This is a genomic window from Mycobacterium sp. NGS48, assembly GCF_059812585.1.
On sequence record NZ_JCALCY010000002.1, the window covers coordinates 1 to 13,224 of the forward strand.

The following is a 13,224-nucleotide window of genomic DNA, read 5'->3' on the forward strand; positions in this document are numbered from 1 at the left end:
TTGGCCGGCTAACCCACAACCGAGGATCGGGAGAACACCGTGGTACGCACTTCGAATCTGACCATTGGTTTGGCCGCCGCGGCCATCGCCTCAACCACGGCATTCGGGCTCTGCCCGAACGCCGCTGCGGACCCGGCGCCGGCGCCACCGGCGCCGTCTCAGCAGTTGCCCGGCCTGCCGGCGCTCGACCAGTTGAGCCCGATCATCCAGCAGGCTGCCAGCGACCCGCAGCAGGCGTCGCAGCTGCTGATGGCTGCCGCGTCGGCGTTTTCGCGCAATCCCACGGTGCCGGCCGAATCGAAAAACGTTGCATCGTCGGTGAATCAGTTCGTGCAGGATCCAGCGGCCCACATTCCGGCGGTCGGTGTGGAACCGGGTTTCCAAGCACATCTGCCCACCGGTATCGACCCTGCCCACGCCGCTGGCCCGGGCCCCGTTGCCGCGACGGCACCGGCCCCGGCTATCGCGCCCGTCGCCGCGCCGGTGCCCGCTCCGGCACCGTCCGCCGGTGCACCAGCGCCATCGGCAGGGGCGCCGGCGCCTGCCGACACAGCGGCACCAGCCGCCGCCCCGGCCTACAACCCCGACGCTCCGCCCACGCAGGACTTCATGTATCCGTCGATCGGCACCAACTGCCTGGCCGACGGAGGCAACGCCATTGCGACCGCCTTATCGGTCGCGGGGCCGGCCAAGATCCCGACACCGGGCCCCAGACCCGGCCAGACCGCCTACGTATTCACCGCGGTTGGCACACCTGGACCCGGCGAGGTGCAGAAGCTGCCGTTGAACGTCACCTGGGTCAACCTGACCACCGGCAAGTCGGGCAGCGCCACGCTCAAGCCGCAAGCAGACATCAACCCCGAGGGGCCCACGACGTTGACCGCGATCGCCGACACCGGGTCGGGCAGCATCATGTCGACGATCTTCGGACAGGTCACCACCAAGGACAAGCAGTGCCAGTTCATGCCCACCATCGGTTCGACGGTGGTGCCGTAACGCGGCTCAGCCGTCAGTAGGCCATGAACAGGATCGCATCGCGGTCATACTCGAGGCCGGGATGAACGCTGGCAAGGTGCGCCTGGGTCAGTTCGACCAATTCGTCTTCGTCCTTGCCGACGATGGCCTCTCCGCACGGACACGTCAGATGTGTCTTCACGTTGCCGCCTTTCCCTTCATCCGCTTCTTGTAGGACCGCACCTGGTCGAGTGACCGGGCGTCGACGATGTCGGCAACCGACATGTGCGTACCTGCCTTGCCGTACTCGCCGGCGGCCGCCCGCCAGCCGGACGGGGTGACGCCGTATTGCTTGCCGAGCAGCGCCAGAAAGATTCGTGCCTTCTGCTCGCCGAAACCTGGTAGGCCCTTGAGCCGGCGCAGCAACTCCGCCCCGTCCGGGTCGCCGGCCGTCCACAGCGCGGTGGCGTCACCCTGGTAGCGATCCACGACGATCTGCGCCAGGGCCTGGATCCGCTTGGCCATCGATCCTGGAAAGCGGTGGATTGCAGGTCTTTCCGAGCACAGGGCAGCGAACTTGTCCGGGTCGTAATCGGCGATCTCGGAGGCGTCGAGTCCACCGATCCGGTCGGCGATCTTCTTGGGGCCCGCGAACGCGGTTTCCATCGGCACCTGTTGGTCGAGCAGCATGCCGACGAGCAGAGCGAACGGGTTGGCCGCCAGCAACGCGTCGGCGGCCGGGTCTTGGGCAAGCTGCAGGTTGGGCACTTGCACAGTTTAAAGCCGGCCGCCAGCACCGCGTCGCGGGCATCGACAGTGCCGGCAAATAGCGACCGCGCAGCAGCGAAAAGCCTTGTAGTGCAGTAATTATCCGCTCTTGCGGCGGAATTCACGGCGGTTCTCCACCGGACCGTGTGTTCGCGACTGTTTGGCGCCGTTGTCCTTGTGCGCCGACCCGCCGGATGACTTAGCCTTCTTGCGGTCCAGGGCTTCGCGGAACTTGCGCTTGGTTTCGTCCTCCGAGGTGGAATCCGGTTCGGAGTTGGATGCTGCCATGACGGCAGCCTAGCGCGGTGACGATGCGGGCGGGTACCGCCCGATAAGCATGCGCGCCAAGCCTGCGCGGCTACCGCCTTCCGGGCGGCATGCCGTACACGTGGGCGATCGGCATCGTCAGCACCACACGCCGGTCGGTGACCATCGCCTGGCGATACTCTTCCCAGTCCGGGTGTTCGCCGGCGATGTTGCGGTACAAGGCGATCAACGCCGCCACGGTGTCGTCGTCGGGGGCGCCGGCCGGCGGGGTCAAATCCGCGGGGCCCTCGGCCACCGCATACGACCAGCCGTCGTCGGAGCTGACGAGAAGCGAAGCCCGCGGGTCACGCCGCAGGTTGCGCGTTTTTGCCCGTGGCTCGGTGATCGACACCTGAATGGCGTTGCGGCGGGCGTCGAAGTAGTACTGCACGTTGGACAGCTGCGGACGCCCGTCGCGCTTGATGGTGGCCAGCACGCCGAGGGAGTTGTCGGCGATCACCGCCAGCAACTTGTCGTCGAACACTTGGCGTCCCATGCGGGAAGCTTACTCGGTTACCATCACGACATGGTGGCCGTTCATCCTTGGGATCGCGGGCTTTTCGAGGCGGCCGGATGACCAGATATGCGGCATTCCTTCGCGGCGTGAACGTCGGTGGCGTCAACCTGAAGATGGCCGAGGTGGCCACTGCGCTGACCGACGCCGGATTGCACAATGTGCGCACCATCCTGGCCAGCGGCAACGTGCTGTTGGACTCAACCGCCGACGCCGACACCGTTCGGGCGACGGCCGAGCGCGTGCTGCGAAAGAGATTCGGCTACGACGCCTGGGTGCTGCTCTACGATGTCGACACCGTGCGCCACATCGTCGAGGCTTATCCGTTCGAGCCCGAATTGGAGGGATACCACTCCTACGTCACCTTCGTCACCGACGCCGCGGTGCTCGACGAACTCAGCGCGCTGGAACCCGGGCCCGACGACAAAGTCGCTCGCGGCGACGGCGTCGTCTATTGGCAGGTGCCCAAGGGCGAGACTCTGGGCAGCACTATCGGCAAGACGATGGGCAAGAAGCGCTACAAACCATCGACCACCACCCGCAACCTCCGCACCCTGGGCAAAGTACTGCGCTGAGCAGCGGCCGGTAGGGTTTCCCCGATGAGTCCCGACCGACAAACGGCCACCCTCACCGGGGTTTCCGAAACGGCCCTGCTAACGTTGCGGGCCCGCGCCCGGGAGGCCAGCCGCCCTGACGCGGTCATCGACGACCCGTTGGCGATCAATCTCGTTGACTCGATCGATTTCGATTTCGCAAAGTTCGGCGCGACTCGCCAGGACATGGCGCTGCGGGCGCTGGCGTTCGACAACCAGACCCGCCACTACCTGGCTCGCCACCCGTCGGCGACGGTGGTGGCGTTGGCCGAGGGTTTGCAGACCAGTTTCTGGCGTCTCGACGCCTCTCTGCCTAACGGTCAATTCCGTTGGCTGACAGTTGATCTCCCGCCCGTCGTCGATCTACGCCAACGATTGCTGCCGGGATCACCGCGGGTGTCGGCATGCGCGCAGTCCGCGCTGGATTACAGCTGGACCGAACGCGTCGAGCCCTCGCACGGAGTGTTCGTCACCGCCGAGGGCCTGTTGATGTATCTGCAACCTGAGGAGGCGCTCGGGCTGATCGCCGAGTGCGCCAAGCGGTTTCCCGGTGGGCAGATGCTCTTTGACCTGCCGCCGGCCTCGCTGGCCCGGTATACCCGGGGCGGGCATCGGATCTCACGGCGCTATAAATTCCCGCCGATGCCGTTCACCATGTCGGTGACCGAAGCTGCGGATCTGGTGCACACCGTGCCGGGTGTCCGCGCCGTGAGCGATGTACGGCTGCCGCCGGGCCGCGGCCTGGTGCTCAACTCCCTGCTGTCGGCCGTTAACCGGTTCCGTGCGCTGGACTCGCTGCGTCCGACGTTGACGCTGCTGGAATTCGGCTAGTCACCGAAGGCGTCGTCGAGGTAGCGCAACGCCTCCGCCTTGCCGATTCCCAACGCGCGCGCCGCGTCGGCGTATGCCAGGGCCGCGTCCGCCATCGCGCGATCCGACGGGTCGGCCCTGGCGACGAATGTGCCGAAGCGACCCCGCGTTTCGACGACACCGGCTGCCTCTAACTCCCGATATGCGCGGGCAACGGTATTGACTGCCATGCCGAGTTCACCCGCCAGTTCCCGGACAGTGGGCAGCCGGGCGCCGGGCGCGAGCGTGCCGGCGCGAATCGCGTCGATGATCTGCGTCCTGAGTTGGTCGAACAGCGGGCGACCCGCTTGGTCCTCGATACAAAGCCACTCCCCCAGTTGCACATGCCCAGTATCGCGCAGTCCAGCTACATTAGTAGGGTGCGTGTAACGGTGCTCAGTGGCGCGGGTATCTCCGCCGAGAGCGGCGTGCCGACGTTTCGCGACGACAAGAACGGGTTGTGGGCAAAGTTCGACCCCTATGAGTTGTCCAGCACGCAAGGGTGGCTGCAAAACCCCGAACGGGTATGGGGTTGGTATTTATGGCGGCACTACCTGGTGAGCCGCGTCGAGCCCAACGACGGCCATCGCGCAGTCGCGGCCTGGCAGCACCACGCCGAGGTCACCGTCGTCACCCAGAACGTCGACGATCTGCATGAGCGTGCCGGCAGTGCCCCGGTGCACCACTTACATGGCAGCCTATTCGAATTCCGTTGCGCCGCTTGTGAGGAACGCTTCGTCGGTGAACTGCCCGAGATGACCGAACCGGCGCTGGAAGTCGAGCCGCCGATCTGCGCCTGCGGCGGATTGATCCGGCCCGACATCGTCTGGTTCGGGGAACCGCTACCGGAGAAGACGTGGCAAAGCGCGGTCGAGGCCACCGCGGCGGCAGATGTGCTGGTCGTCGTCGGCACCTCCGGCATCGTCTACCCGGCCGCCGGCCTGCCCGATGTGGCGTTGGCCCGCGGCGCGGCGGTCATCGAGGTAAACCCCGAGCCGACGCCGCTGTCGGCCAGTGCCACGCTCACCGTCCGGGAAAGCGCCAGCAAGGCTCTCCCGTCACTGCTGCAACAACTGCCCGCCCTGCTCAACTAGGCGCGCTCACCGCAGTGTCGGCGCAAGAATCAAAGCGCGCGACGCGCGCGGCCCAATGCGAACTCCGAGACCGGTAACGGCACCCACACCGGCATCGTCGACTCCCGTCGAGCGTCCTCGACTTCGAAACCGGCGCCGACGATTGTTCGCTCGGTGTCCCGGTGGGTGTGGCAGTTACCCAACAGCCTCGGCCAGATCGTCGCGTCCGCCAGGCGCTGCAGCCGGCCCCGGAATCCGCCGCTGGCCACATGCTCGAGATACCGCAGCTCTCCGCCCGGCCGAAGCCGCGAATGCAGTTGGCGGAGCACGTTATCGGGGTCGCCCACCGAGCACAGCACGAGCGAGCACACCACAGCGTCAAACGGCTCATCGCTGGCGAAGTCTTCGACAGCGTCGTCCGTTACCCGGACCGGAACGGGGGCATCTGCTGCGGCCGCGCGGGCCCGCTCCGACAGCCGCCGCTCCGGCTCCACCGCCACCACCTGGTCGACGGAGTTGGGGTAGAAGGCAAAGTTGGTGCCGACACCGGCGCCGACTTCCAGGACCCGGCCGGATAGCCCGGACAAATTCTCCCGGCGCAGCGCGCGGATCTGCTCGGTTTCGTGTGCTGCGATAGTGGGCCAGATCCGGGCGAAGAACGGGTTGTCGACAGTGGATGCCGGTGTCATACGCGCGAGCCTTTCGACGATTGGTGCAATAGCAACCATTCCATCGTCTGCTCGGGCGTGGCATCCGCCCCGGCTAGTCCCGCCACGATATGTCCAAACGACACCGCGCACAGCACCTGGTCAGCGAATTCTTCTACATCACCAAACGGCAGGTGCGGCTTGGCGATCAGCATCGACGCTACGCCGTGCGCAGCGCTCCAAAGGTGCAGGGCGACCCCGGTCGGGTCACCAAGCGGGTAGATGCCCTCGTCCATGAGTGTCTGCACGGTGTCACACAAGTGCTTGAACGCCGAGCTGGCCAACGCGGCGTCGACATCGCTTCCCGAGCGCCATTCCCCCATGGTGGCGATCCGGTACAGCTCGGGAGACTGCGTCGCGAACCGCACGTAGGCCACGCCCTGAGCCCGTAGCACCTCCGCGGTCGATGACAGACCCACGGCTACCCGCTGCATTTCCTGGTCAAGCTTCTCTAAATAGCGTGCGGATACCGCGTCCAGCAGCGTTTCTTTGTCCTCGAAATGCAGGTAGATCGACGGCGGCGTCACACCGACGCGTTGGGCCACCGACCGGATCGAAACCGCCTTGGCCTGGCCGACTTCCAGTAGCAGCTCAGTGGCGGCGTCCAAGATCTCGTCGCGAAGCAGATCGCCCGACCCGCGGGGTGCCCGCCGACGACGACAATTCTCCGCTGGCACCCTATCGACCGTCCGTGATCGACGCGGCGGCCTGTTCCGCGTGGTGGTCGTGCTCGCCCCGGGTAGGCAGTGCCACGGGTGCGCGTGCGGCCGGCGTCGCGGCGCTGCCCTCGCTGATGCCGAACCGCGCGTGCAGCCACGTCAACGGTGTGGGCGCCCACCAGTTCCACCGACCCAGCACGTGCATGAACGCGGGCACCAGCACCATGCGCACCAGGGTGGCATCCACCAGCACGGCGAGGGTCAAGCCGATGCCCAACATCCGCATGAACGACACGTGCGCGGGGATCAGTGCGGCGAACGTGATCGACATGATCAGCGCCGCCGCGGTGATGACCCTGCCGGTCCGCGCCAGGCCGAGCGCCACACTGTCGTCGTTGGCGGCACGCGCCTGGGCCGCGGTCGGTCGCGCAGGCCGGGCGGCTCCGGACGCCAGCCAGTACTCCCGGATCCGCGACACCAGGAACACTTCGTAATCCATCGACAACCCGAACGCGATGCAGAACAGCAGCACCGGCATGTTGGCCTCCAACGTTCCGCTCGGAGTGGTGCCCAGCGCGCCGAGATGGCCATCCTGGAAGATCCACACCAGCGCGCCGAACGCCGCCGTCAGCGACAACACGTTGAGCACCAGCGCTTTGAGCGGCAACACCACACTGCCGGTGAGCAGGAACAGCAGCACGAACGTGATGACGGCGATCAACCCCAGCACGAGCGGCAGCCGCGTCACGATCGCGTGCACACTGTCGCGGTTGATTTGCGCCAACCCCGCCATTTCCACGTCGCGGCCGGCCGGGCCGGACACGTCATTTAACCGGTCGAGTTGGGTGCCGGAGGCTTGGGAGAACAGCGGCGCGGTACTGGCGACGGTCAGAAACGCGCTGCCGTCGGACCAACCGGTGGCCGCGGCCGGTGGACCCACCCGATTACCCGCCACGAAGGTGCCGCTCGGGGCGGTGACCGCCGACACGTCGGGCACCCGCGACAAGTCGGCGGCGTAGCGCTCGAGGTCTCCCGGGCTCAGGCCGCGGACGTCGGGGACGACGACGGACACCGCCGTCGTCGAATCATCGGTGAAGTCGTTACGCAGCTGGTCACCGACCTGATGCGGCGATGCTGACGGCGGTAGCACCCGATCATCGGGGAACCCCCACCGCACTGAGAGGAACGGAGCCCCGAGCAGCAGCAGCAAGGCGACGACCGCCAATCCGACCGGCACGGCCCGGCGCGTCACGAACTTCGTTGAGCGATACCAGAACAGCTGCTCCACCGGCTTACGCAGCGGATCCGAACGCCGCAGCACCCGACGCGCAAGCCGCCGCACGTCCAGCGAGTCCAGCCGCGACCCCAGCAGCACGATCGCCGCCGGGGTCACGACGACGGCTGCGATCGCCACGAACGCCACGGTGGCCACGCCGGCGTAGGCGAACGACTTCAAGAAATACATCGGGAACAGCACCATGACTGCCATCGACAACGCAACCGTGGTCGCTGAGAACAGCACGGTGCGCCCTGCAGTGGCCATGGTCCGGATCAGCGCCTCGTCGCGCGGTGTGCCGTCAGCCAGCTCGTCGCGGTAGCGGCTGATAATCAGCAGCGTGTAATCGATGGCCAACGCCAGCCCCAACGCAGTGCTCAGATTGAGCGCGAAGATCGACACCTCGGTACTGAAGCTGACGAACCGCAATACCGACATCGTGCCCACGATGGCCAGCCCACCCAGCATCATCGGCAACGCCGCCGCCAGCAGACCGCCGAAAACCCATACCAGCACCACGAAACTCAGCGGAATCGCGATCGACTCCATCAGCAGCAGATCACGCTCATTCTGATCAGTGATCTGGGCATAGACCATCGCCACTCCGCCGGCCTTGACCGTGACCCCGTCGCGGTCGTGGCCCACCTCGTCCGACAGCGTCCGGGCGTACTTCTGCGCGTTGTTCTCGCCGCCCTTGAGGTTGGCCACGATCAACCCGGACTTGCCGTCCGTACTCACCAACTCGCTGGCCTGCGGCGAGGTCCACGCCGAGGAGACGTTGAAGACCATCGGAGACTGCTGCAGGTGCGCGACGATGCCGGTGCCGACTTCGCGGGCCTGCTGGCTAGCGACGCCGGCCGGCGCCGTGACCACGACCAGCATCTTCTGATCGCTCTCGCCGAATTTGTCGGTCAACAACTGGATGGCCCGCGCCGACTCCGACGTCGGATCCTGGAATCCGCCCGCGGACAGGCTTTTGGCCACAGGTATGCCGAAGACGACGGCCGCCACCAGCACCGCGACGGCCGCCGCGATGATCTTCCCGGGCGCGACCAGCGCCAGTCCAGCGATTCGCTGCAGCATGCGCGTCCTTCCGCCGCCATACCAACGATAACTTATCAGCGATAAGTTACGCGCAATTCGAGGCAATGGCCTCGAAGTCCTAGCAGTTAGGACGTTGTGGGTATCCGGGATGGTTCACCGCAACGCCGACCGTCAAAACATGCGTTCCCGAGCGTATGACTTTAGACATCTGACAAATAGTCAGTTTCCGACAACCCGGACCTTTAGTCCCATGCTTCTGTGCGGGCCGAGCGGCCAGGGCGCCGTGGCGGAGCGACCCTACCCGGCGGTAAGAATTGCCATCATTTTCCGAATCGTGACTCAACGATTCCTTAATGGTGACCCATACGCTCATAGACATGTGGATCGACGACTCGAGTGCCGACGTCATCAAGGCCGACTTCGAGGCTCTCTACCACGGCGACATGCTGGTAGAGGGCGTGACCGCGGAGCAGGTCGACGACTGGCACCCGCTACCTACCGCGAGCTGACTGTCGCGAAAGGCGTGGCCCCTGCGGCCGCTGCGCTGATGAGGTGATTGTGCCCTCGATGTTGGTCCTGCTTTTGTTCTGAAGCCCCCCGCTGGGCCCCGCCCCGATTGCCTTCCTTCTCCGCAGCCGCCACGCGGCTGCATCGTTGTCAGGCGGAAATCTTCTCGTCTTCGCCGCTGCTGACCATGTCACCCAGCCGGTCGGTGATCAGTTCTTCGGCCTCCGCGACGATCCGCGACACCAACTCTTCGACTGAGGGAATGTCGTTGATCAGTCCCATCGCGGTGCCCACCGACCAGATGCCGGCCTCCACGTCGCCGTCGTCGAACACCGTGCGGCCGCGCGCTCCGGCCACTAATTCCTGCACATCGGGGAATTGGCCGCCGCTGTCCAGGATTTCGACGACCTCACGTGAGACGGTGTTGGACGCCACCCGCGCGGTGTTGCGCAGCGGACGGAAGATCAACTCGGTGCCCCGCTCGTCGCCGGCGACGATGGCTTCCTTGACGTTCTGGTGGATGCACGACTCGGCCGTGCACATGAATCGCGAACCCATGTTGATACCGTCGGCGCCCAACGCCAGCGCGGCGACCAGCCCGCGGGCGTCGGCGAACCCGCCGGAGGCGATCATCGGGATGTCGATTTTGGCTGCGGCCGCCGGGATCAGCACCAGGCCCGGGATGTCGTCCTCGCCGGGATGGCCGGCGCACTCGAACCCGTCGATGCTGATGCCGTCGACCCCCAGGCTCTGCGCCTTGACCGCGTGGCGCACCGACGTGCACTTGTGCAGCACCTTGATCCCGTTGTCGTGGAACATCGGCAGATGCGGCGCCGGGTTCGAGCCGGCAGTTTCGACGATCTTGATGCCGGCGTCGACGATGACTTGGCGGTATTCATCGTAGGGCGGCGGGTTGATCGTCGGCAGGATTGTCAGGTTGACCCCGAACGGCTTGTCGGTGAGGTCCCGCGTCTTGGCGATTTCATGGGCCAGATCGGCCGGGGTCGGCTGGGTCAGCGCGGTCAAAAAACCCAGCGCGCCCGAGTTGGCGACCGCGGCCACCAACTCGGCACGACCCACCCACTGCATGCCGCCCTGCACAATCGGGTGCTCGACCCCGAACGTCTCGGTGAACTTCGTCGTCAGCATCGGCTTTTCTGTTCTCCTACCTGGGCGCCATCCGGATCGCGCCGTCCAGACGGATGACCTCGCCGTTGAGCATCGGGTTTTCGACAATATGCACGGCCAGCGCGCCGTACTCGTCGGGCTTGCCCAGCCGGCTCGGGTGCGGCACCTGCTGGCCCAGCGACTCCTTGGCCGGCTCGGGCAGACCGGCCAGCAGCGGGGTGTCGAACAGACCGGGGGCAATCGTCATCACCCGGATACCTTTGCCGGCCAGGTCGCGGGCAATCGGCAGGGTCATACCAACCACGCCGCCCTTGGACGCCGAGTACGCGGCCTGACCGATCTGGCCGTCGAAGGCCGCGACCGAGGCGGTGTTGATGATGACGCCGCGTTCTTCGCCGATCAGGTCGGTCTTGGCGATCCGCTCAGCACCCAGCCGCAACACGTTGAACGTCCCGATCAAGTTGATGTCGACCACTTTGCGGAACGCCGCCAGCGGGAAGACGCCGTCCTTGCCCAGCACTCGAATGGCGTTGCCGGTGCCGGCGCAGTTGACCACGATCCGCAGTGGGCCCAGCGTCTCTGCCAGATCGAGCGCGGAGGTGACGGCGTCTTCGTCGGTGACATCGGCCGGGGCGAATCGGGCACGGTCGCCGAGCTCGCGAACCACCTCTTCGCCTTTGAGGTCGAGCACGACTACCTGTGCGCCCGCGTCAAGCAGCCGCTTGGTGGTGGCCAGGCCCAGGCCGGACGCACCGCCGGTGACCAGTGCTGCGGCGTCTTTGATCTCCACGCGAAAATTTCCTTTCCGGCCGACCGCGGGCGCCGACCTACTGGTTGGTCGGGACTATACCCAGTCGTCGAGGATGGCTTCGACGTTGCCTCCGGGCTGTACCGGCGGCCGCGGCACGTCCGGAACACTTCGCGAGAACCGCGGCGCCGGCAACGGCTGCAGCCCGCCGTCGGCCTGGTAGAAGGTGTTGCGCTCGGTGACGTGCCGCTCGATCTCCACCTCGCCGAAGGCCAGTACCGGCGTCACACAGGCATCGGAATCGGCGAACACCCCAGCCCAGTGATCGCGGTCTTTGGCGGCGAACGCCTCGGTGAGCCGGGCCCGCAGCTCCGGCCAGCGCGTGACGTCGTTTTGCCCTGGCAAGTCGGCGCTGTCCAGCCCGAGACCGGCCAGCAGCGCCGCGTAGAACTGCGGCTCGATGGCGCCTACCGCGACATAGCGGCCGTCGGAGCACTCGTAGGTGTCGTAGTAGGGCGCGCCGCCGTCGAGCATGTTGGTGCCGCGCTCGTCGGACCAGACGCCCGACGCCCGCATCCCCCACATCATCTGCACCAACACCGACGACCCGTCGATCATGGCGGCGTCGACGACCTGGCCCTTGCCCGAGGTCTGCCGCTCCCAGAGCGCAGACAGGATGCCGACCAACAGGAACATCGACCCGCCGCCGAAGTCGCCGACCAGATTCAGAGGCGGCACCGGCCGCTCGCCCGCTCGGCCGATAGCGTGCAGGACGCCGTTGAGCGAGATGTAGTTGATGTCATGTCCGGCTTGCTGGCTGCGGGAACCGGTTTGGCCCCAGCCGGTCATCCGGGCATACACCAGCCGGTCGTTGACCTTCGCGCAGTCCTGCGGGCCCAAGCCGAGCCGCTCGGTGACGCCGGGGCGGTAGCCCTCGATCAGCACGTCGGCCTTGGCGGCCAACTTCAGTACCAGGTCGCGTCCCTCGTCGGATTTGAGGTCGGCGGTCACCAGCCGTCGGTTGCGCAGCGTGGACTGCGGAGTCCCCGCGCCGGGCGAGCCCGGCCGTTCGATGCGCACCACGTCGGCGCCGAGGTCTCCGAGGATCATTGCAGCATGCGGGCCCGGCCCGATGCCTGCCAGTTCGACCACCCGCAGCCCTGTCAGCGGTCCCGCCATCTACCGACCTCCTTGTCGAGACACCGTGGCGATCGCCGGCGCGGCGAACCCAGTGGCATCTTCGCAGCCGGGCCCGACTGCCATGCAGCCCGGTCACTTAAGGTAATCCGCATGGTGAATTCAACCGTCCTTACACCCGTTGAGGGCCTGTCCGTCGCGCTGGCCGACGGGGTGCTGTCGGTGACGATCGATCGGCCCGACAGCCTCAATTCGCTGACGACCCCGGTGTTAGCCGGCATCGCTGAGGCGATGGAGCGCGCAGCTGCCGATCCGCGCGTCAAGCTGGTGCGGCTGGGCGGTGCCGGCCGGGGCTTCAGCTCCGGCGCCGGGATGAGCGCCGACGACGTCACCGGCCGAGGCCCGGCGACGGACATCATCGTGGAAGCCAACCGCGCAGTGCAGGCGATCACTGCGGTGCCGCGACCGGTCGTCGCCGTTGTGCAGGGACCGTGCGCCGGTGTCGGTGTATCACTGGCCTTGGCCTGTGACCTCGTATTGGCTTCGGACGCAGCATTTTTCATGCTCGCGTTCACCAAGGTGGGCTTGATGCCCGACGGCGGCGCGTCGGCGTTGGTCGCCGCCGCGATCGGCCGCACCCGGGCTATGCGGATGGCGTTGCTAGCCGAACGCCTACCCGCCGCCGACGCACTGGCCAGTGGGCTGATCAGCGCGGTGTACCCCGCAGCCGACTTCGAAGCGGAGGTCGACAAGGTGGTGTCCGGGCTGCTGTCCGGACCGGCAGTGGCCTTCGCCAAGACCAAGGAGGCCATCAACGCAGCCACGCTCACCGAGTTGGAGCCGGCGCTGCACCGCGAGCTGCAGGGTCAGGCGAGGCTGCTGAAATCCCACGATTTCATCGAGGGCGCAACGGCTTTCCAGCAACGCCGCACCCCAAACTTCACCGACCGCTGAGTGTCGG

17 protein-coding genes are annotated in these 13,224 nt (G+C 66.5%); 6 read left to right on the top strand and 11 right to left on the bottom strand.

Annotation, left to right across the window (positions count from 1 at the left end; translation table 11 throughout):
* Positions 1-39 precede the first annotated feature (39 nt).
* Entirely contained in the window at positions 40-996 is a 957-nt protein-coding gene (locus AC5Y42_RS03605; RefSeq protein WP_499895871.1) for an Rv1157c family protein, read from the top strand.
* A 13-nt stretch (positions 997-1,009) separates the two neighbouring features.
* On the opposite strand, the gene AC5Y42_RS03610 is transcribed toward AC5Y42_RS03605, so the two are convergent.
* The 4 genes from AC5Y42_RS03610 to AC5Y42_RS03625 form a co-directional block, all read right to left on the bottom strand.
* Positions 1,010-1,156, bottom strand: coding sequence for a hypothetical protein (locus tag AC5Y42_RS03610; RefSeq protein ID WP_007169078.1), 147 nt, complete (start codon positions 1,154-1,156; stop codon positions 1,010-1,012).
* Positions 1,153-1,722, bottom strand: coding sequence for an HhH-GPD-type base excision DNA repair protein (locus tag AC5Y42_RS03615; RefSeq protein ID WP_499895873.1), 570 nt, complete (start codon positions 1,720-1,722; stop codon positions 1,153-1,155). The genes AC5Y42_RS03610 and AC5Y42_RS03615 overlap by 4 nt, the downstream gene beginning before the upstream one ends.
* Positions 1,723-1,821: 99 nt before the next feature.
* Entirely contained in the window at positions 1,822-2,010 is a 189-nt protein-coding gene (locus AC5Y42_RS03620; RefSeq protein ID WP_499895874.1) for a DUF5302 domain-containing protein, read from the bottom strand.
* A 70-nt stretch (positions 2,011-2,080) separates the two neighbouring features.
* Complete coding sequence (locus AC5Y42_RS03625) at positions 2,081-2,524, bottom strand: PPOX class F420-dependent oxidoreductase (RefSeq protein WP_499895875.1); 444 nt, start codon at positions 2,522-2,524, stop codon at positions 2,081-2,083.
* Positions 2,525-2,601: 77 nt separating this feature from the next.
* Here AC5Y42_RS03625 and AC5Y42_RS03630 point away from each other — a divergent pair, with 77 nt between their 5' ends.
* Positions 2,602-3,117: a DUF1697 domain-containing protein gene (locus tag AC5Y42_RS03630; protein WP_499895877.1), complete on the top strand. Its 516-nt coding sequence runs from the start codon at positions 2,602-2,604 to the stop codon at positions 3,115-3,117.
* A 24-nt stretch (positions 3,118-3,141) separates the two neighbouring features.
* Positions 3,142-3,966 carry a class I SAM-dependent methyltransferase gene (locus tag AC5Y42_RS03635; protein ID WP_499895879.1) on the top strand — a complete coding sequence of 275 codons (825 nt, stop codon included), beginning with the start codon at positions 3,142-3,144 and terminating at the stop codon, positions 3,964-3,966.
* Here the strand turns inward: AC5Y42_RS03635 and AC5Y42_RS03640 are convergent.
* On the bottom strand, positions 3,963-4,328 hold the full coding sequence (locus AC5Y42_RS03640) for an Rv1152 family transcriptional regulator (protein ID WP_499895881.1): 366 nt from the start codon (positions 4,326-4,328) through the stop codon (positions 3,963-3,965). The genes AC5Y42_RS03635 and AC5Y42_RS03640 overlap by 4 nt on opposite strands.
* 36 nt (positions 4,329-4,364) lie before the next feature.
* Between AC5Y42_RS03640 and AC5Y42_RS03645 the strand changes: the two genes are divergently transcribed.
* Positions 4,365-5,078, top strand: a complete 714-nt coding sequence (locus AC5Y42_RS03645; RefSeq protein WP_499895883.1) for an NAD-dependent deacylase — start codon at positions 4,365-4,367, stop codon at positions 5,076-5,078.
* A 29-nt stretch (positions 5,079-5,107) separates the two neighbouring features.
* On the opposite strand, the gene AC5Y42_RS03650 is transcribed toward AC5Y42_RS03645, so the two are convergent.
* From AC5Y42_RS03650 to AC5Y42_RS03660, 3 genes are read right to left on the bottom strand one after another with little or no spacing between them, the layout of a single operon-like run.
* Positions 5,108-5,746: a class I SAM-dependent methyltransferase gene (locus AC5Y42_RS03650; RefSeq protein ID WP_499895885.1), complete on the bottom strand. Its 639-nt coding sequence runs from the start codon at positions 5,744-5,746 to the stop codon at positions 5,108-5,110.
* Positions 5,743-6,441: a TetR/AcrR family transcriptional regulator gene (locus tag AC5Y42_RS03655; RefSeq protein ID WP_499895886.1), complete on the bottom strand. Its 699-nt coding sequence runs from the start codon at positions 6,439-6,441 to the stop codon at positions 5,743-5,745. Before AC5Y42_RS03655 ends, AC5Y42_RS03650 begins: the two co-directional genes overlap by 4 nt.
* Before the next feature lies 1 nt (position 6,442).
* The gene (locus AC5Y42_RS03660; protein WP_499895888.1) at positions 6,443-8,782 is read right to left on the bottom strand and encodes an MMPL family transporter; all 2,340 of its coding nucleotides are present in this window, start codon (positions 8,780-8,782) and stop codon (positions 6,443-6,445) included.
* 338 nt (positions 8,783-9,120) lie between these two features.
* Between AC5Y42_RS03660 and AC5Y42_RS03665 the strand changes: the two genes are divergently transcribed.
* A complete protein-coding gene (locus AC5Y42_RS03665) occupies positions 9,121-9,252 on the top strand; it encodes a hypothetical protein (protein WP_499895890.1) in 132 nt (43 codons plus the stop codon).
* A gap of 148 nt (positions 9,253-9,400) precedes the next feature.
* Here the strand turns inward: AC5Y42_RS03665 and AC5Y42_RS03670 are convergent, their stop codons facing one another.
* The 3 genes from AC5Y42_RS03670 to AC5Y42_RS03680 are packed head-to-tail and all read right to left on the bottom strand — an operon-like array spanning position 9,401 to position 12,305.
* Complete coding sequence (locus AC5Y42_RS03670; protein ID WP_499895892.1) at positions 9,401-10,399, bottom strand: NAD(P)H-dependent flavin oxidoreductase; 999 nt, start codon at positions 10,397-10,399, stop codon at positions 9,401-9,403.
* A 16-nt stretch (positions 10,400-10,415) separates the two neighbouring features.
* Positions 10,416-11,168: a 3-hydroxyacyl-CoA dehydrogenase gene (locus tag AC5Y42_RS03675; RefSeq protein ID WP_499895894.1), complete on the bottom strand. Its 753-nt coding sequence runs from the start codon at positions 11,166-11,168 to the stop codon at positions 10,416-10,418.
* 54 nt (positions 11,169-11,222) lie between these two features.
* Positions 11,223-12,305, bottom strand: a complete 1,083-nt coding sequence (locus AC5Y42_RS03680) for a CaiB/BaiF CoA transferase family protein (RefSeq protein WP_499895896.1) — start codon at positions 12,303-12,305, stop codon at positions 11,223-11,225.
* Between the two features lie 111 nt (positions 12,306-12,416).
* Here AC5Y42_RS03680 and AC5Y42_RS03685 point away from each other — a divergent pair, with 111 nt between their 5' ends.
* A complete protein-coding gene (locus AC5Y42_RS03685) occupies positions 12,417-13,217 on the top strand; it encodes an enoyl-CoA hydratase (protein ID WP_499895898.1) in 801 nt (266 codons plus the stop codon).
* Positions 13,218-13,224: the final 7 nt, after the last annotated feature.